20 protein-coding genes are annotated in these 17470 nt (G+C 75.2%); 12 read left to right on the forward strand and 8 right to left on the reverse strand.

The annotated features are described in order from the left end of the window. Positions 1–4: 4 nt before the first annotated feature. On the reverse strand, positions 5–781 hold the full coding sequence (uppS, locus tag CLV52_RS15470; protein ID WP_246018175.1) for a polyprenyl diphosphate synthase: 777 nt from the start codon (positions 779–781) through the stop codon (positions 5–7). Positions 782–823: 42 nt separating this feature from the next. Between uppS and trhA the strand changes: the two genes are divergently transcribed. Next, complete coding sequence (trhA, locus tag CLV52_RS15475; protein ID WP_133767244.1) at positions 824–1576, forward strand: PAQR family membrane homeostasis protein TrhA; 753 nt, start codon at positions 824–826, stop codon at positions 1574–1576. Between the two features lie 19 nt (positions 1577–1595). Here trhA and CLV52_RS15480 read toward each other — a convergent pair whose 3' ends face one another. Next, positions 1596–1826, reverse strand: coding sequence for a hypothetical protein (locus CLV52_RS15480; protein ID WP_133767245.1), 231 nt, complete (start codon positions 1824–1826; stop codon positions 1596–1598). Positions 1827–1890: 64 nt separating this feature from the next. Here CLV52_RS15480 and CLV52_RS15485 point away from each other — a divergent pair, with 64 nt between their 5' ends. Further along, a complete protein-coding gene (locus CLV52_RS15485) occupies positions 1891–2295 on the forward strand; it encodes a DUF4307 domain-containing protein (protein WP_162850884.1) in 405 nt (134 codons plus the stop codon). Between the two features lie 119 nt (positions 2296–2414). Beyond that, the gene (greA, locus tag CLV52_RS15490) at positions 2415–2903 is read left to right on the forward strand and encodes a transcription elongation factor GreA (protein WP_133767247.1); all 489 of its coding nucleotides are present in this window, start codon (positions 2415–2417) and stop codon (positions 2901–2903) included. 6 nt (positions 2904–2909) lie between these two features. Here greA and ilvA read toward each other — a convergent pair whose 3' ends face one another. Together ilvA and CLV52_RS15500 are read right to left on the reverse strand one after the other, a co-directional pair. Next, a complete protein-coding gene (gene ilvA, locus CLV52_RS15495; protein ID WP_133767457.1) occupies positions 2910–4118 on the reverse strand; it encodes a threonine ammonia-lyase in 1209 nt (402 codons plus the stop codon). 70 nt (positions 4119–4188) lie between these two features. Beyond that, entirely contained in the window at positions 4189–5403 is a 1215-nt protein-coding gene (locus tag CLV52_RS15500; protein ID WP_133767248.1) for an AI-2E family transporter, read from the reverse strand. Between the two features lie 76 nt (positions 5404–5479). Here CLV52_RS15500 and CLV52_RS15505 point away from each other — a divergent pair, with 76 nt between their 5' ends. Then, a complete protein-coding gene (locus tag CLV52_RS15505) occupies positions 5480–6664 on the forward strand; it encodes a winged helix-turn-helix domain-containing protein (protein WP_246018176.1) in 1185 nt (394 codons plus the stop codon). Positions 6665–6721: 57 nt separating this feature from the next. Here the strand turns inward: CLV52_RS15505 and CLV52_RS15510 are convergent, their stop codons facing one another. Beyond that, a complete protein-coding gene (locus CLV52_RS15510) occupies positions 6722–7663 on the reverse strand; it encodes a glycosyltransferase family 9 protein (protein WP_246018177.1) in 942 nt (313 codons plus the stop codon). A gap of 83 nt (positions 7664–7746) precedes the next feature. On the opposite strand from CLV52_RS15510, the gene CLV52_RS15515 reads away from it, so the two are divergent. From CLV52_RS15515 to CLV52_RS15545, 7 genes are read left to right on the forward strand one after another with little or no spacing between them, the layout of a single operon-like run. After that, the gene (locus CLV52_RS15515) at positions 7747–8283 is read left to right on the forward strand and encodes a D-glycero-alpha-D-manno-heptose-1,7-bisphosphate 7-phosphatase (protein ID WP_133767249.1); all 537 of its coding nucleotides are present in this window, start codon (positions 7747–7749) and stop codon (positions 8281–8283) included. Continuing rightward, on the forward strand, positions 8280–9296 hold the full coding sequence (locus tag CLV52_RS15520) for a glycosyltransferase family 9 protein (RefSeq protein ID WP_133767250.1): 1017 nt from the start codon (positions 8280–8282) through the stop codon (positions 9294–9296). Before CLV52_RS15515 ends, CLV52_RS15520 begins: the two co-directional genes overlap by 4 nt. Continuing rightward, positions 9293–10318: a glycosyltransferase gene (locus CLV52_RS15525; protein ID WP_133767251.1), complete on the forward strand. Its 1026-nt coding sequence runs from the start codon at positions 9293–9295 to the stop codon at positions 10316–10318. The genes CLV52_RS15520 and CLV52_RS15525 overlap by 4 nt, the downstream gene beginning before the upstream one ends. A 14-nt stretch (positions 10319–10332) precedes the next feature. Beyond that, a complete protein-coding gene (locus CLV52_RS15530) occupies positions 10333–11565 on the forward strand; it encodes a glycosyltransferase (protein ID WP_246018178.1) in 1233 nt (410 codons plus the stop codon). Further along, on the forward strand, positions 11562–12170 hold the full coding sequence (locus CLV52_RS15535; protein WP_133767253.1) for a D-sedoheptulose-7-phosphate isomerase: 609 nt from the start codon (positions 11562–11564) through the stop codon (positions 12168–12170). The genes CLV52_RS15530 and CLV52_RS15535 overlap by 4 nt, the downstream gene beginning before the upstream one ends. Continuing rightward, positions 12167–13525, forward strand: coding sequence for a PfkB family carbohydrate kinase (locus tag CLV52_RS15540; protein ID WP_133767254.1), 1359 nt, complete (start codon positions 12167–12169; stop codon positions 13523–13525). Before CLV52_RS15535 ends, CLV52_RS15540 begins: the two co-directional genes overlap by 4 nt. A gap of 49 nt (positions 13526–13574) precedes the next feature. Beyond that, complete coding sequence (locus CLV52_RS15545) at positions 13575–14282, forward strand: SDR family NAD(P)-dependent oxidoreductase (RefSeq protein WP_133767255.1); 708 nt, start codon at positions 13575–13577, stop codon at positions 14280–14282. Positions 14283–14565: 283 nt separating this feature from the next. On the opposite strand, the gene pnuC is transcribed toward CLV52_RS15545, so the two are convergent. Continuing rightward, positions 14566–15270 (reverse strand): nicotinamide riboside transporter PnuC, encoded by a 705-nt coding sequence (pnuC, locus tag CLV52_RS15550; protein ID WP_133767256.1) that lies wholly within the window; start codon positions 15268–15270, stop codon positions 14566–14568. A gap of 119 nt (positions 15271–15389) precedes the next feature. Here pnuC and CLV52_RS15555 point away from each other — a divergent pair, with 119 nt between their 5' ends. Beyond that, positions 15390–16109 carry a 3-keto-5-aminohexanoate cleavage protein gene (locus CLV52_RS15555; RefSeq protein WP_133767257.1) on the forward strand — a complete coding sequence of 240 codons (720 nt, stop codon included), beginning with the start codon at positions 15390–15392 and terminating at the stop codon, positions 16107–16109. Between the two features lie 2 nt (positions 16110–16111). Here CLV52_RS15555 and CLV52_RS18530 read toward each other — a convergent pair whose 3' ends face one another. Beyond that, positions 16112–16270 (reverse strand): hypothetical protein, encoded by a 159-nt coding sequence (locus tag CLV52_RS18530; protein ID WP_162850885.1) that lies wholly within the window; start codon positions 16268–16270, stop codon positions 16112–16114. Between the two features lie 90 nt (positions 16271–16360). Beyond that, positions 16361–17455, reverse strand: a complete 1095-nt coding sequence (locus CLV52_RS15560; RefSeq protein ID WP_246018179.1) for a glycosyltransferase family 9 protein — start codon at positions 17453–17455, stop codon at positions 16361–16363. Positions 17456–17470 lie beyond the last annotated feature (15 nt).

Below are 17470 nucleotides of genomic sequence, written 5' to 3' on the forward strand. Positions count from 1 at the left end.
TGCGTCAGGCGCCGTAGCGGCGCTGCCGCTGGGCGTAGGAGCGGAGCGCGCGGAGGAAGTCGACCTCGCGGAGGTCCGGGCCGAGCGCCTCCACGAAGTAGAACTCGCTGTGCGCGCTCTGCCACAGCATGAAGTCCGAGAGCCGCTGCTCCCCCGACGTCCGGATGACGAGGTCCGGGTCGGGCTGGCCGCCGGTGTAGAGGTGCGCCGCGATCAGCTCGGGGTCGAGGTGCTCGGTGAGCTCCGCGAGGGTGCCGCCCGCGGCCGCGTGCTCGGTGACGATGCTCCGCATCGCGTGGGCGATCTCGGTGCGCCCGCCGTAGCCGACGGCGAGGTTGATGTGGAGGCCCGACCGCCCGGCGCCCCGCTCCTGCGCGGTCGAGAGCGCGGCGAGCAGCGACGCCGGCAGGCCCTCCGTCGTCCCCACGTGCTGTACCCGCCAGCGCGTGGAGAGGTCGAGCGCGAGCGTGCCGATGATGTCGAACAGCGCCGTCAGCTCGCCGCTCGTCCGCCCGACGAGGTTGTCGCTGGACAGCAGGTAGAACGTGACGTGCGGGATGCGGAGGCCGTCGACCCAGCCCGCGAACTCGAGGAGCTTGTCCGCGCCCGCCCGGTGCCCGTGCTCCGCGGACTCGAGCCCCGCGAGCTTCGCCCAGCGGCGGTTGCCGTCGAGGATCATCGCGACGTGCTTCGGCAGCGGGCCGGCCTCGAGGTTGTGGCGCAACCGGCGCTGGTAGACGGCGTAGAACGGCCGGCGCAGCCGGACTCCTCTTCCCCGCACGCGGTAACCGTACGCCTCGGGCGTCCCGGCTACCCTCGCCCCATGCGGGAGACGAGGGGTGGCGGGCCGACGCCGACGGAGGTCCCGAGCCCGGGTGCGGAGACCGCTGAGCCGCCCCACCTCCCCCTCCTCGAGGAGGCGGAGGACGCCGCGCACCTCGAGCGGAAGCCGACGTGGCGCGGCTGGATCCACGCGATCACCGCGCCGGTCGCCGCGGTGGCGGGGCTCGTCCTCGTCGCGCTCGCGAACGGCCCGGAGGCGCGCTGGGCGTGCGTCGTGTTCGTGCTGACGTCGATCCTGCTGTTCGGCAACTCGGCGCTGTACCACCGCATCGACTGGTCGCCGAGAGTGAAGCGCGCGCTGAAGCGCGTCGACCACGCGAACATCTTCCTGCTCATCGCGGGCACCTATACGCCGCTCGCCCTGCTCGCCCTGCCGCCCGGGCAGGGCATCGTGCTGCTCTGCGTCGTCTGGGGCGGCGCCCTGCTCGGGGTCGTCTTCCGCGTCTTCTGGATCGGGGCGCCGCGCTGGCTGTACGTCGCGCTCTACCTGGCGCTCGGCTGGGCCGCCGTCTTCTACTTCGTGCCGCTGTTCGAGGCGAACCCGGCGATGATGCTGCTCGTCGCGATCGGCGGCCTCTTCTACACGGCGGGTGCGGTCTGCTACGCGCTGAAGCGACCGAACCCGTTCCCGGACCGGTTCGGCTTCCACGAGATCTTCCACACCTGCACGGTGCTGGCGTTCCTCTGCCACTGGACGGCGACGCTGCTCATCGCGCTGCACCCCGTGGCCTGAGCCCGGACGGCTCCGCGGGTCAGGGACGCGGCTGCTGCGCAGCGTCGCGGCGGGCCGCGAGCTCGGAGCGGTAGCGGACCCGGCGGATGCGCCGGATCATGTCGACGATCAGCCCGACCGTCGCGAGGGTGACGAGCAGGATCGCGAGGAAGCCGACGACGCCGGGCGTCACGGCGTTCTCGTTCACCACGAGCGACGGGGACGGCGACGGGGTGGGCACCGCGGCGGCGACCAGCAGCAGCACGGACACGTTCCCTCCTCCAGTACCCTCGGGGACCGCACGAGAGTACTTCACGAGGCGGGTGGGAGGACGCGTGAGCACGCGCACCACGACGCTCGATGAGCGCTACGGGAGGACGCCCGATCGGCGTCGCCGCACGCGGATCGCCGCGATCGCGGCCGCCGCGGTCGTGCTGCTCGGGGTCGTCGTCTGGTCGCTGTGGACCGGGATCGGCGGCGCGACGACCGCCCTCGACGTCACGACGACCGGCATCACGGTGAGCTCGGACGAGGCCGCGGACGTGCAGTGGCTGGTCAGCGGGCGCGCCGACACGGCCCTCGTCTGCTCCATCGAGGCGACCGACGAGAGCGGCGTCGTGGTGGGGCTCGCGGAGGTCCGCGTCCCCGCCACCGGACAGGTGAACCGCACCGGCGAGACCCGGGTGCGGACCGTCCGGCGGGCGGCGAACGGCTTGATCGAGTCCTGCCGGGACGCCTAAACTCCCCCGATCCGCGCCCGTGGTGCCGGCCGCCGAGTGCGCCGGCGCGGGCGCCCACCGGCAGCGGCCACGCCGCCAGCCGCTCCCGCGGAGCACGCGAACCGAGACGAGGAACCGTCATGTCCGACCCCACCGCCACGAAGTGGCTGCCGCAGGCGGCGTACGACCGCCTCACCGCCGAGCTCGCCGACCTCTCCGGCCCCCGCCGCGAGGAGGTCGTCGCCCGCATCGCCGCGGCGCGCGAGGAGGGCGACCTGAAGGAGAACGGCGGCTACCACGCCGCCAAGGAGGAGCAGGGCAAGATCGAGGCCCGCATCCGCGAGCTCACCGTGCTGCTCCGCAACGCGGAGGTCGGCGAGGCGGCGGGCGCCACCGACGAGGTCGCCCCGGGCAACGTCGTCACGGCGTCGGTGGCCGGCAACGAGATGCGCTTCCTGCTCGGCAGCCGCGAGATCGCCGGCGACTCCGAAATCGACGTCTACAGCGAGAGCAGCCCGCTCGGCCGCGCCGTGATCGGCGCGAAGGTCGGCTCGACGGTCAGCTACACCGCCCCGACGGGCCGCGCGATCGAGGTCACGGTCGAGAAGGTCGAGCCCTACGCGGGCTGATCGCCGTCAGGTGACGATGACCCTCGGTTCGTAGCCCGCCTCCTGGAGGCGCTGCATGAGCACCGCCTGGTGGGCGCGGCCGCGGGTCTCGACGCTGATGTCGATCTGCACCTCGCTGATCTGCGTGCCCGTGCCGTGGCGGGTGTGCAGCACCTCCACGACGTTGGCGCTCGCGTCGGCGATGAGCGCGGAGATCACCGCGAGCTGGCCGGGGCGGTCGGGCAGGCCGATGCGCAGCGTCATGTACCGGTCGGAGGCGACGAGCCCGCGGCTGATCACGCGCTCCATCATCAGCGGGTCGATGTTGCCGCCCGACAGCACGGCGACGGTCCGGCCGGGCGCGGTGATCTTGCCGGACAGCAGCGCCGCGACGCCGACGGCGCCGGCCGGCTCGACCACGAGCTTCGCCCGCTCGAGGAGGACGAGCAGGGCGCTCGCGGTCTCGTCGTCGGACACGGTCACGACGTCGTCGACGAGGTCGCGCACGATCTCGAACGTGAGCCGCCCGGGCGTCCCCACCGCGATGCCGTCCGCGATCGTCGGCGTGGTGCGGACGGTCAGCACCTCGCCCGCGGCGAGCGACGGCGGGTAGGCGGCCGCGTTCTCGGCCTGCACCCCGATGATCCGCACGTGGGGCGCGAGCTGCTTGACGGCCGCCGCGACGCCCGAGATCAGGCCGCCGCCGCCGATCGGGACGATCACCGTCTCGACGTCGGGCACGTCCTCGAGGATCTCGAGCCCGACCGTCGCCTGGCCGGCGATGACGTCCGGGTGGTCGAACGGCGGGATGAACACCGCTCCGGTCTCCTCCGCGTACCGCTTCGCGGCCGCGAGCGACTCGTCGACGACGGAGCCGACCAGCTCCACGTTCGCGCCGTAGTCCCGGGTGGCCTCGAGCTTCGGGAGCGCGACGCCGATCGGCATGAAGATCGTCGCCGCGATGCCGAGCTGGCGCGCCGCGAAGGCGACGCCCTGCGCGTGGTTGCCGGCGGAGGCCGCGACGACGCCGCGCGCGCGCTCCTCCGCGCTCAGGCGCGACAGGCGGTAGGAGGCGCCGCGGATCTTGTACGAGCCGGTCCGCTGGAGGTTCTCGCATTTCAGGTGCACCGCGGCACCGGTGACCGAGGCGAGGAAGCGCGAGTGCTCCATCGGGGTGCGGGCGGCGAGCGGGGCGAGGACGCGCGCGGCGTCCCGGATCCGGTCGAGCGTCGGCACCGGGGTCGAGGGCCCCGCCTGGGACGCCTGCGCGGCGGCCTCCGGGGTCGTCGCGAGCGTGCTGTCCGACTCAGGCAACGGTCTTCACGTCCCCCGGCCGCGGCTTGCGGTCGCGGCGGCGGCTCGGCTTCGCGTCGCCGTCGCTCGGCACGTCCGTCGTGTCGGGCGGCGGCTGCCCCTTCCAGCTGCGACCGGCGAGGTACTTCACGGCGGAGTTGAGCGCGGCGGCGAACGGCACCGCGAAGACGGCGCCGGGGATGCCGGCGAGCAGCGAGCCGAGGGCCACGGAGACGACCACCGCCACGGGGTGCAGCCGCACCGCGTTGCCCATGAGCAGGGGCTGGAGGATGTGCGACTCCAGCTGGTTCACCGCGATCACGCCGGCGAGCATGATGACCGCCTGCAGCACCGTGTTGTCGGGGATCAGGCCCGGGTAGACGAGGGCGATGAGGACGGCGAGCACGCCGGTCGTCACCGCGCCGACGACCGGGATGAACGCGGCGAGGAACACGAGCACGCCGATCGCGAAGACGAACGGCAGCTGCAGCACGAACGCGACGATCGAGATGCCGATCGCGTCGATGAGCGCGACGATGATCTGCACCCGCGCGTACTCGCCGACGGAGAGCCAGACCGCGCGGCCCGCGCCGTCGACCGCCGCTCGTGCGGGTCGCGGGGCGAGTCGGACGCACCAGCGCCAGATGCCCGCGCCGTCGAGCAGGAAGAACAGGGTCGTGAAGAGGGCGAGCAGGAGCCCGACCCCGATGTCGCCGACCGTCGAGGCGCCGGCCGCGACCCCGGAGGCGACCTTCCCCGAGTTGTTCTGGATCGTCTTCGTCACGCTCGCGATGAGGTTCTGCAGGTCCTGCTCGCTGAACCCGAACGGGCTCGTCTTCAGGAACTCCACGAACTTGTCGTACGACTTCGTGATCTGCGTCTCGAAGCCGGCGAACCCGCTGCGCAGCGTGAGCACGACGAGCGTGACGAGCCCGGCGATGACGATCAGCAGACCGAGGAACACGGTCACGACGGCGAGCCACCGCGGCCAGCCCCACCCCATGAGCCGGCGCTTCAGCGGCGTGAGGAGGGAGGACAGCAGCACGGCGACGGCGATCGGGATGACCACGATGTGCAGCTGGATCACCAGGAAGATCACGACCGCGATGAGGACCAGCACGCCGATCAGGCGCCACGACCAGGCGCCGGCGATCTTCAGCCCGTCCGGCACGGTCCGCGCGACGAGCTCCTCCGTCGACGACGGCGCGTCGTCGGTGCGTCTGGCCATTCCGCGATTCTAGGGAGCGCCGCGACCCCGCCAGCCGCCCCCTCGTGACGTCCCCGCCCGCGGCTACGGTGCACGCGTGGAAGAGCTGTCCCCGCGGGAGGCGCGGCGCATCGCGCTCGCGGCGCAGGGCTTCGGCCGGGCGCACCCGCCCACGGCGGGCCGGGCGCGGCTGGAGGCGGCGCTCCACCGCCTCCGCGTGCTGCAGATCGACTCGGTCAACGTCTTCGAGCGCAGCCACTACCTGCCGCTCTTCGCGCGGCTCGGGGTCTACGACCGGTCGCGGCTCGACCGCCTGCTGTTCGACCCCTCCGGCGACCGGATCGAATACTGGGCGCACGAGGCCGCCTTCATCCCGAAGGCCGACCTCGGGCTGTTCGCGTTCCGGATGGAGGCGTACCGCGCGAAGTACGCGGAGGAGCTCGCAGCGAGCCGAGCCCTCGCCGCGGTGCTGGTCGCGGAGATCGCCGACCGCGGTCCGCTCGCGGCGAGCGAGGTCGAGCAGGAGCCGAGCGTGCGGCAGGGGCCGTGGTGGGGCTGGTCGGACACGAAGCGGACCCTCGAGCTGCTCTTCCGCACGGGCGACCTCGTGAGCGCGGGGCGGCGCGGCTTCGAGCGGCGCTACGGCCTGCCCGAGCAGGTGCTCGGCGGCCCGATCGAACCGGTGCCGCAGCAGGACGCGATCCGCGAGCTCGTGCGGCGCTCGGCGGTCGCGCACGGCGTCGCGGCGCTGCCCGACCTCGCCGACTACTACCGGCTCCGGTCGGACGACACCGCGGCGGCCGCGCGCGACCTGGAGGACGCCGGCGAGCTGATCCCGGTGACGGTGCCCGGCTGGACGCAGGCCGGCGGCCGGCCGCTCCGCACGTGGCGGCACGCGGAGGCCGCCCCGCCGACCCGCCTCAAGGCGGCCGCGGTGCTGTCGCCGTTCGACCCGGTCGTCTGGCAGCGGGACCGGGCGCTCCGCATGTTCGGCTTCCACTACCGGATCTCGATCTACACGCCCGCGCCGCAGCGGGAGCACGGCTACTACGTGCTGCCGGTGCTCGTCGACGACCGCCTCGTCGGCCGGGTCGACCTGAAGTCGGACCGGCAGGGCGGGCGGCTGCTCGTGCAGACGGCATTCACGGAGGCCTCGGCGTCGGACGGGGTCGCGGAGCGCCTCGCCCCGGTCCTGCGGAACGCCGCGACCTGGCAGGGCCTCGACGCGATCGAGGTGGTCGGGGTCGGCGACCTCGCGCCCGCCCTCGCCGCCGCCCTCTGACCCCGCTGCGGTTCATCGATACGGAGATCCGGGTCCGGATCTCCGTATCGATGAACCTCAGAGCCGGGCGACCGCCGCGAGGACCTCGTCGACGGTGACGGCGGCGAGCGCCGGGTCCGGTCGGTCCGCGAACGCGTCGCCGTCGCGCACCTCCGCGTGGGTGAGCGCGACGTGCGGACCGGGCGGCGGCCCCCAGCGCTCGGGCGGCACCGGGCCGAAGAGGACGACGGAGGGGACGCCGTAGGCGGACGCGAGGTGCCCTGCGCCCGTGTCGGCGGTGACGACGAGCGACGCCTCCGCGATCAGCGCGACGAATCCGAGGAGCGAGGTCTCCCCCGCGAGCACCCGGGACTCGGGGAGGCGCGCGAGCGCGGCGACCTCCAGCGCCCGCGGCCGCTCGGCGGCGCTGCCGCTGAAGACGACGCGCCGGCCCGCCGCCTCGAGGGCGGCTGCGACCGCGGCGAACCGGTCGACCTGCCACGCCCGGGACGGGAAGGCGGCGCCCACGTGGAGGACGGCCGACCCGGGCGCCGGCGAGGCGACCTCCGGTCGCGCGACGGACACGTCGTCCGGGTCGCCCGGCATCCCGAACGCGGCGGTGAGCCGCACCCAGCGCGCGCGCTCGTGCAGCTCCTCCATCCAGGCGGGGCCGGGTTCGCCCGGCCGGAGCGCGTGCCGCACCACGAGCCGGGCGCCGAGCGCGTCGACCACAGCCGCGGACTCCGGTCCCCCGCCGTGCAGGTTCACCGCGATGTCGACCGAGCCGGGCTCGACCGGCAGCGGCTCGCCGAGCGCGCCGGTCGGGATCAGGCCGTCGACCGCGTCGACGAGGTCGACGACCGGCGCGAGCCAGGCGGACGTCGCGAGCAGCAGCCGGTGGTCCGGCATGCTCGCCCGCAGCGCCTTCAGCGCCGGCACCGCGACGAGCAGGTCGCCGAGCTGGAGCGCGCGGAACGCGAGCGCGACCGGCCTCGAGTCGGCGTCGATTCCCGCGTTCACCAGGTGATCCTCCCAGTCCTGACCCGGAGGGTTGCCAGCGGGTTCCCAGGAGAACGGCTTCCCGTGGCGATAGTCCTTGCTCGATGCCCACCTCGTCCGCCCCGCAGGCGGTGCTCTTCGACCGGGACAGCACGCTGGTCGTCGACGTGCCCTACAACGGCGATCCCGACCTCGTCCGCCCGATGCCCGGTGCGGTCGAGGCGGTGGCCGCCGTGCGCGCCGCCGGCGTCCCGACCGGCGTCGTGTCCAACCAGTCGGGCATCGCGCGCGGCCTCATCACCCGGGAGCAGGTCGACGCCGTGAACGCCCGCGTCGACGAGGTCTTCGGCGCCTTCGACACCTGGCAGGTCTGTCCGCACGGCCCGGAGGACGGCTGCGCCTGCCGCAAGCCCGCGCCCGGGATGGTGCTGCAGGCCGCGGCGGCGCTCGGCGTCGATCCGGCCCGCGTCGTCGTCATCGGCGACATCGGCGCCGACGTGGGCGCCGCGCACGCCGCGGGCGCGGCGGCGGTGCTCGTACCGACCCCGATCACGCGCGCCGAGGAGGTCGCCGCGGCATCCGTCGTGGCGCCCGACCTCGCGACCGCGGTGCGCATCGCCCTGGCCGGGGGCGCGGGATGAGACGGGTGCTCGTCGCCCGGCTCGACAGCATGGGCGACGTCCTCGTGAGCGGCCCGGCCGTCCGCGCCGTCGCGCGGCAGGCGGAGGTCGTGCTCCTCGCCGGCCCGCAGGGCGCTCCCGCCGCCCGCCTGCTGCCCGGGGTCGCGGAGGTGCGGGTGCTCGCCGCCCCCTGGATCACCCCGGTCGACCGGCCCGTCGACGCCGAGCTCGTCGCGGAGGTGCAGCGGATCGTGACCGAGACGGGCGTGGACGAGGCGGTCGTGCTCACCTCGTTCCACCAGTCGCCGCTCCCCCTCGCGCTGCTCCTGCGCCTCGCGGGCGTCCGACGGATCGCCGGCGCCTCCGTCGACGCCGCTGGCGGGCTGCTCGACGTCCGGCTCATCCCGGGCGAGGGCCTGCCGGAGGACCTCCCCGAGCCGGTCCGCGCGCTCCGCATCGCGGCGGCGGCCGGTTTCCCGCTGCCGGAGGACGACGAGGGCCGGCTCGCCTCCGAGCTGCCCGCCCGTCCTGCGGCGGCCGGCACGGGCCCCTACGTCGTCGTGCACCCGGGCGCCGCCGTGCCGGCCCGCGCCTACCCCGCGGAGCGTTGCGCCGACGTCGTGGCGCTGCTCGCCGCGCGCGGCCACCGCGTGCTCGTGACCGGCGGCCCCGACGAGCGCGCGCTGACCGCGGCCGTCGCCGGGACGGCCGGCGAGGACCTCGGCGGCGCGCTCGGCCTGGCCGACCTCGGCGCCGTGCTGCGCGACGCGGCGGTCGTCGTGGTCGGGAACACCGGTCCCGCCCACCTCGCGGCCGCGGCAGGCACGCCGGTCGTCAGCCTGTTCGCCCCGGTGGTCCCGGCCGTCCGGTGGGCGCCGTACGGCGTGCCGGTCGAGCTGCTCGGCGACCAGCATGCCGCCTGCCGCGGCTCCCGAGCCCGGGTCTGCCCGGTCGCGGGCCACCCCTGCCTGGCGTCGGTGCCCCCGACCGCCGTCGTCGACGCCGCGGAGCGGCTGATCGGAGCGCGTTCGTGAAGGTCCTGCTCTGGCACGTGCACGGCGGCTGGACGGACGCCTTCGTCCACGGCCGGCACGAGTACCTGCTGCCGACCACGCCGGCGCGCGACGGCTGGGGCCTCGGCCGCGGCGGCCGGGACTGGCCGGCGCGCGAGGTCGCACCGGAGGCGATCCGGGCGGAGGACGTCGACGTCGTCGTCCTCCAGCGCCCGGAGGAGCTCGCGGAGGCCGAGCGGCTCACCGGCCGGCGCATCGGCGCCGACCTGCCCGCCGTGTACCTCGAGCACAACACGCCGAAGGGCGACGTGCCGACCTCCGTGCATCCGATGGCCGACCGGTCCGACCTCGACCTCGTGCACGTCACGCACACGAACGCGCTGCTGTGGGACACGGGCTCGACCCGCGCGCGCGTCGTCGAGCACGGCGTCCGGGACCCGGGCCTCCGCTACACCGGCGCGCTCGAGCGGCTCGCCGCTGTCATCAACGAGCCGGTGCGCCGCTGGCGCGTGACCGGCACCGACCTCCTCCCCCGGTTCGCCGCCGAGGCGCCCGTCGACGTCTTCGGGATGAGGACGGAGCTGCTCGCGGGCGCCTTCGAGGGCTCGCCGGCGATCCACGCCGCGGGCGACCTGCCGCCGCAGCGCATGCACCCCGCGCTCGCCGAGCGCCGCGCGTACCTCCACCCGCACCGCTGGACGTCGCTCGGCCTCTCGCTCATCGAGGCGATGCAGCTCGGCATGCCGGTGATCGCGCTCGCGGCGACCGAGGCGCCGCGCGCGGTGCCGCCCGAGGCCGGTGCCATCTCGGCCGACGTCGCGGAGCTGGTGCGGGAGGCCCGCCGCCTGCTCGACGACCCGGACGAAGCGGTCCGCCGGGGCCGCGTGGCCCGGGAGGTCGCGCTCGCGCGGTACGGCCTCGACCGCTTCCTCGCCGACTGGGACGACGTGCTCGACGAGGCGGTAGCACGACGCTCGCGCTTCCGCCAAACGCCCCCGGGGGGGCTTGCGCCCCCGGGGGGCGCCGTGCAACAAGGGGTGTGATGAGAATCGCACTGGTGTCCGAACACGCGAGCCCTCTGGCCGTCCTCGGCGGCGTCGACGCGGGCGGGCAGAACGTCCACGTGGCCGCGCTCGCGACCTCCCTCGCCGCGGCGGGGCACGTCGTCGACGTGTACACGCGGCGCGACGCCCCGGGCCTGCCCGAGCGGGTGCCGTTCGCCCCGGGCGTGACCGTGATCCCCGTGACGGCGGGACCGGAGGCGGTCGTGCCGAAGGACGACCTCCTCCCGCTCATGGGCGAGTTCGCGGACGCGCTGGCCGCGGCGTGGATCGCCGACCGGCCCGACGTGGTCCACGGCCACTTCTGGATGTCCGGGCTCGCGTCGCTCGACGCGGCCGGCCGGGTCGACCTCGCCCTCGGCGGCCACCTGCCGGTCGCCCAGACGTTCCACGCGCTCGGCGTCGTGAAGCGCCGGCAGCAGGGCGCGCGCGACACCTCGCCCGCCGAGCGCCGCTTCCTCGAACCCGACGTCGCCCGCCGGGCGGACACCGTCGTCGCGACCTGCTCGGACGAGGCGTTCGAGCTGAAGGGGTTCGCCGTGCCCTCCGCCCGCATCGCGGTCGTGCCGTGCGGGGTCGACACGGCCCACTTCACGCCGGACGGCCCCGTCGCGCCGCGGACCGAGCGCCTCCGGCTGCTCACCGTGAGCCGCCTCGTGCCGCGCAAGGGCGTCGGGAACGCGATCGAGGCGCTCGGCCGGCTCGTCCGCGCCGGGGTCGACGCGGAGCTCGTCGTCATCGGCGGGGCCGGGGACGCGGACCACCTCGAGACCGAGCCGGAGACCGAGCGCCTCCGCGCCGTGATCGACGCGGAGGGCCTCCAGGACCGGGTCGTGCTCGCGGGCAGCATCGAGCACGGCGAGCTGCCCGCCTGGTACCGCAGCGCGGACGTCGTGATCTGCGCGCCCTGGTACGAGCCCTTCGGCATCGTGCCGCTCGAGGCGATGTCGTGCGGCCGGCCGGTCGTCGCGACGAGCGTCGGCGGCCTCATCGACACCGTCGTCGAGGACGTCACCGGGCTGCACGTGCCGCCCCGCGATCCGGAGGCGCTGGCGGAGGCGGTCGGCGGGCTCCTGGCCGATCCGCAGCGACGCCGGCGCTACGGTCGGGCGGGGCGCTCGCGCGCCGCGACGCGGTACTCCTGGTCCAGGATCGCCGCGGACACCCTGCGCGTCTACGGTCGTCTGACCGATCGCGAACGTCTCGCGCTGCGGACAGGAGAAGCATGACGACCACCGCTCATGGCATCGATACGGCCGCCGTCGCCGCGCGCCACGTCGCGGCGATCGCACCGACCCTGGCGGCCCTGGAGGCGGAGGCGCCCCGGCTGGCGGCCTGGGGCGAGCACCTCGCCGACCGCCTCCTCGACGGCGGGCGCCTGCTCGCCGCGGGCAACGGCGGCTCGGCAGCGGAGGCCCAGCACCTCACCGCCGAGCTGGTCGGCCGGTTCGACGGCGATCGCCGCGCGTTCAGCGCCGTCTGCCTGCACGGCGACACCTCCGCGCTGACGGCGATCGCGAACGACTTCGGCTACGACGAGGCGTTCGCGCGCCAGGTGACCGCGCACGGCCGGCCGGGCGACGTGCTCGTCCTGCTCTCGACGAGCGGCACGAGCACGAACCTCGTCCGCGCCGCCGAGGCCGCCCGCGCGGCGGAGGTGACCGTCTGGGCGATGACCGGCCCCGGCCCGAACCCGCTCACCGACGCCGCCGACGACGCCCTCCTCCTGCCCGGGGTCGGGGCCAACGTGCAGGAGGCGCAGCTCGTCGCCGTACACGCGCTCTGCCGCGTGTTCGACGCGGTCGTGCGCGACCGGATCGGAGCGACCCGATGAACGCCGTCGTGGTGGGCGACCTGCTGCTCGACGTGGACGTGGAGGGCGACGTCGCGCGCCTCACGCCGTACGCCCCCGTGCCGGTGGTCGACGTGGTGTCCGAGACGAAGCGCGCCGGCGGCGCCGGGCTCGTCGCGACGTTCCTCAAGCGGGACGGGCACGACGTCACGCTCGTCACGGCGCTGTCGGAGGACGCCCGCGCGGCCGAGCTGCCGCCGCTGCTCGACGGCATCGCGCTCGTCGCGGGCCGCTCGCCCTCCGGCACGGTCGTGAAGACCCGCCTCCGGAGCCGTGAGCAGCCGATCGCGCGCATCGACGAGGGCTCCGCGACGCCGGAGGCCCCGGAGATCACGGACGCGATGCTCGCGGCGATCGCCGCAGCGGACCTCGTGGTGGTCGCGGACTACGGCCGCCGGCTCACCGAGCAGCCCGCGATCCGCGCCGCGCTCGAGGACGCGGCCGGCCGCGTGCCGGTCGTGTGGGATCCGCACCCCCGCGGCGCGGTCCCCGTGCCGGGCGTCGTCGTCACGCCGAACCTCGGCGAGGCGCACGGCTTCACCGGCGTCGAGGGCCGTGGCGTGCCGTTCGCCGACGAGGCCGCGCTGCGCCTGTTCACCGCGTGGCGCTCCGCCGCGGTCGTCGTGACGATGGGCGCGCACGGCGCACTGCTCCGCACCTCCGTCGACGGGCTGCCGCTCGTCGCCTCCGGCCCCGTCGTCAGGGACGCGGACGTGAACGGCGCCGGCGACCGGTTCGCGTCGGCGCTCGCCGTCGCGCTCGGCTCCGGCCGACTCCCGAGCGACGCCGTGCAGGACGCGGTGCTCGTGACCGCCGGCTTCCTCGCGGACGGCGGCGTCGCGATGCTCGAGGCGACCGCGCCCGTGCCGCTGCCCGGCGCGGACCACGAGGCCCTCGCCGTCGTCGAGCGCGTCCGCGCGTCCGGCGGCACGGTCGTCGCGACGGGCGGCGTGTTCGACCTCATCCACGCGGGGCACGCCCGCACGCTCTCCGCCGCCCGGGCGCTCGGCGACTGCCTGATCGTGCTGCTGAACTCGGACGAGTCCGTCAAGCGCCTGAAGGGGCCGGAGCGGCCGATCATGACCGCGGCCGACCGCGTCGACCTCCTCGAGGCCCTCGAGGTCGTCGACGGCGTCATCGTCTTCGGCGAGGACACCCCCGTCGAGGCGATCAAGCGCGTCCGCCCGGACATCTGGGTCAAGGGCGGCGACTACAACGCCGCGACCCTGCCCGAGGCGGCCGTCATCAAGGAATGGGGCGGCCGCGCCGTCACCGTCCCGTTCTTCCCCGGCCGCTCGACCACGCGGCTCGCCGCCGCGATCCAGCGCGTCTCCTAGCTCCTCCCCCGCGTCCCCGACGCTCCGCTCCACCGATCGAAGGACACCCATGCCCATCGCCTCCACCACGCCCACGCCGCTCGGCCGGACCCTGATCACGGGCGGCGCCTCCGGGCTCGGCCTGGCGGTCGCGGACGCGGTCGCCGCCGCCGGCGGCACCCCGATCGTCGTCGACCTCGCGGTCGAGGGCAGCGCCTACACCGCCTACCAGGGCGACGTCACCGACACCCGCGGCGTGGAAGCGCTCGTCGCCCGGATCGCGGAGGAGCAGGGCGGCCTCGACGCCGTCGTCACCGCGGCCGGGATCGACAAGCCGGGCCGCCTCGACGAGATCCCGGGCGACGTCTGGGAGCGGGTCGTCGCCGTGAACCTGCTCGGCACCGTCGCGGTGGTCCGCGCCGCGCTGCCGGCGCTGTACGAGACCCACGGCCGCGTCGTCACGGTCTCGTCGTCGCTCGGCGTCCGCGCCGTGTCGGACGCGACCGCCTACTCCGCCTCCAAGTTCGGCGTGATCGGCTTCAGCCGCGCCCTCGCGGCGGAGACGCGCGGGCAGATCGGCGTGACGACCCTCATCCCCGCCGGCATGAAGACGCGCTTCTTCGACGGCCGCACCGCCCAGTACGCGCCGGGCGAGGACGCGGACCTGAACGACCCGGCGAACGTCGCCGCGGCGGTCGTCTTCGCGCTGCAGAGCCCGCGCGGCTCGGAGATCCGCGAGATCTCCGTCATGCACGAGGCCGAGCCCAGCTGGCCCTGACCCGCCCTGCGCGGCCGCCGCGGGCGGACGCTTGCGCCCTGAGCACTTCGGCAGGCTGATCCACCTCCGGCAGGCCGCGGGGCGCCCCTCAGCCTGCCGAAGCGCGCACAGCCTGCTCAAGTGCTCAGCCCGGCCCGCGCACGTGAGCACCTCAGCAGGCCGGTCCGCCTTCAGCAGGCCCTGTGGTGCCCCACAGCCCGCCGAGGTGCGGACGGCCTGCCGGAGTGCTCAGGAGGAGGCGTGGGCGCCTCGCCTCCGAGGTGCGGACGGCCTGCCGGAGTGCTCAGGAGGAGGCGTGGGCGCCTCGCCGCGAAGCGAGGGCTAAGCCCTCGACGACGACCGCGGAGGACGGGCGCACGCGCTGGTTCCGCCAGACGAAGAACCCGGTCAGCGTGAAGGCGCCGTAGACGACGTACATGAGCCCCGTCGCGTAGTACCCCGCGGAGAACAGCAGGGGCACGCCGACGACGTCGACCGCGACCCAGATCAGCCAGAACTCGACCCAGCCCTTCGCCATGCCGTACGTGGCGAGGAGCGAGCCCATGAAGATCCACGCGTCGCTCCACTGCGGCGCGTAGGAGCCGAGCGCGGTGAACACCGGCGTGAGGATCGCGGTGCCGCCGACCATGCCGACGATCAGGCCGACCCGCTGGCGCCACGTCGCCCAGTGCGGCGTGATCGTCGTGACCTCGGCGTCGTTCCGGTGCGTCCACCGGTACCAGCCGTAGACGCTCACGACGATGAAGACGATCTGCCGCCCGGCCTGGCCGAGGAGGTTGACCGTGCTCGCGTCGCCGAAGGCGGACCCGAGGAACACGGTGAAGAGCAGCACGTTGCCGGCGATGCCGACCGGCCACGCCCACACCTTGCGGCGCATCCCGCCGAGCGCGGACGCCAGGCCGAAGAGGTTGCCGAGCAGCTCCCGCCAGTAGATCGACTGCGCGCCGAAGTGGATCTGCGCGTCGAACAGCCACCGGATCACGTCCACGCGGGCCTCCTCAGGTCGACCCGTGCAGCGCTCGGCGACGCCTGTGAATTCCCGGAGACGGCGAGCGGCGTGCGGAGGGCGTCCTCGACGGGTCCAGGGACCGCGCCTAGCCTCGCCGGATGCTCCTCCAAGCAGCGCTGAACGGCAGGCGGACGAGGGCCGAGCACGCGGCCGTGCCGATCACCCCGGCCGAGCTGCAGGCCGATGCGCTGGCCTGCGGGGCCGCCGGCGCGCAGGGCTTCCACGTCCACCCGCGCGACACGGACGGCTTCGAGCGGCTCGACCCCGAGTGGGTCGACGCGGCCGCGACGGCCGTGCACGACGTGAGCCGGTGGCCGGTCAGCGTCAGCACGGGCGCCTGGATCCAGGGCGAGCAGCGCCACCGCGCGGCGCTCCTCTCCCGCTGGACGGGACCGGACGCCGCGAGCGTCAACCTGTCGGAGGACGAGGCGCTCGACACGATCCGCACGCTCCTCGGCCGCGGGATCCGCGTCGAGGCCGGCGTCTGGTCGGTGGAGGACGCCGAGCTGCTGCTCCGCAGCGGGCTCGCGGACCGCATCGAACGCGTGCTGGTCGAACTGCTCGATCCTCCGGGGACGGACGTCCTCGCGGTCGCCGAGGAGATCCACGCGCGCCTCGACCGCGGCGACCTGCTCGTGCCCCGGCTGCAGCACGGGGAGGGCGAGCACGCCTGGACGGCCCTCGAGGACGCGGTCCGCCGCGGCCTCGACACCCGGATCGGCCTGGAGGACGTGCTGGTGCTCCCGGACGGGTCGCCCGCACCGGACAACGCCGCGCTCGTCGCCGCGGCCCGGGAGCTCGGCGCCGGGGGCGACTGAGCTCAGGGCTCGCCGTCCCCCCGCGCCTCGCGCCGGGCGTTGGAGGCCTCGCCGGAGGACTGCTGCACGTTCCGGCTCCGGACCGTCCGCACCACGATCATCGTGCCGATGAGCAGGATCATCGCGACGAGCACGATCGGGAGGACGATGTCGATGGCCACACGCCAGCGTCCCCCGGCCCGCTCCTCGGGCCGACCCGATCCAGGCGACTGCCACCCACCGCGCCGCTGATCCTCAGGGCGCGAGCGGGTTCAGGGCGCGAGCAGGGCCCGCACGTCCTCGAGGACGTCCTCCACCGGGACGTCCGCGACGTAGGACGGGTCGTGCTCGCACCGCTCCGCGGTCCAGCCGACCTGCGTCGCGTCCCGACCGCACACCGGGCAGCGGGTGATCCGGCCGAGCCGGATGCGGTGCCGCCCGCGCCCGAACGGCATCGCGTTGATCGTGTTGCCGAACACGAAGATCCCGACCGTCCGCGCACCGACGGCCTGCGCCAGGTGGCGCGGCCCGCTGTCGTTGGCGAGTACGACGTCCGCCGCGGCGAGGACGCCGAGCAGCTGCACGAGGTCGAGGGTCCCGGCGATGGATCGGACGAGCTCCTGCTCGCCGGCCCCGAGCACGGCGCGCGCGGCGGCGACGACCCGGTCGGCGAGCGCCGCCTCGGACGGGTCGCCGACGACGACGGTGCGGACGCCCTCGGCGGCGACGGCCGCCGCGACCGCGCCGAAGCGCTCCGCCGGCCAGTGCCGGCGCGGGTCTGTCGCCCCGGGATGCAGCACGACGACGGGCCGGTCGCCGAGCACGCGGCGGCCGGTCTCCCGCTCCGCCGCCGAGACCGGCAGGACGGGCTCGAGGTCCGCGGGCGCCGCGCCGGCGAGGCCCGCCACCTCGAGCCAGCGCAGGACCTCGTGCTGGAAGTAGTCGTAGTGGAGCGTCCGCTCGAGCGGTGTCGCGTCGGGCGTCGCGGTGCCGACGGTGTGCCGGGCGCCGAGCCGCAGGAGGAACGGGTTCGCGTGCCGCCCGCCGCCGTGCAGCTGCACCGCGAGGTCGACGGGTACGACCCGGGCGAGGAACGCCGCCACGGCCGCCTCGTCGGTCTCGTCGCCGCGTACGCCGACCGCCGGCGGCAGCACCACGACCTCGTCGACGAGGCCGCGGCCCTCGAGGAGCACCGCGTGCGCCGGGGAACCGAGCAGGGTCAGCTCGGCGTCGGGATGCGCGGCCCGGAGGGCGGCGATCGCCGGCAGCGCGAAGACGAGGTCGCCGAGCGCGCCGCCGCGGAGGACCGCGATCCGCCGCACGTCGGCGAACGGCTCGGCGAGCGGGGCGACGACCGGGGCGGGCACGGCGACGATCCTGCC

Origin of the sequence: Amnibacterium kyonggiense (genome assembly GCF_004364555.1) — a bacterium.
Classification (GTDB): Bacteria; Actinomycetota; Actinomycetes; order Actinomycetales; family Microbacteriaceae; genus Amnibacterium; species Amnibacterium kyonggiense.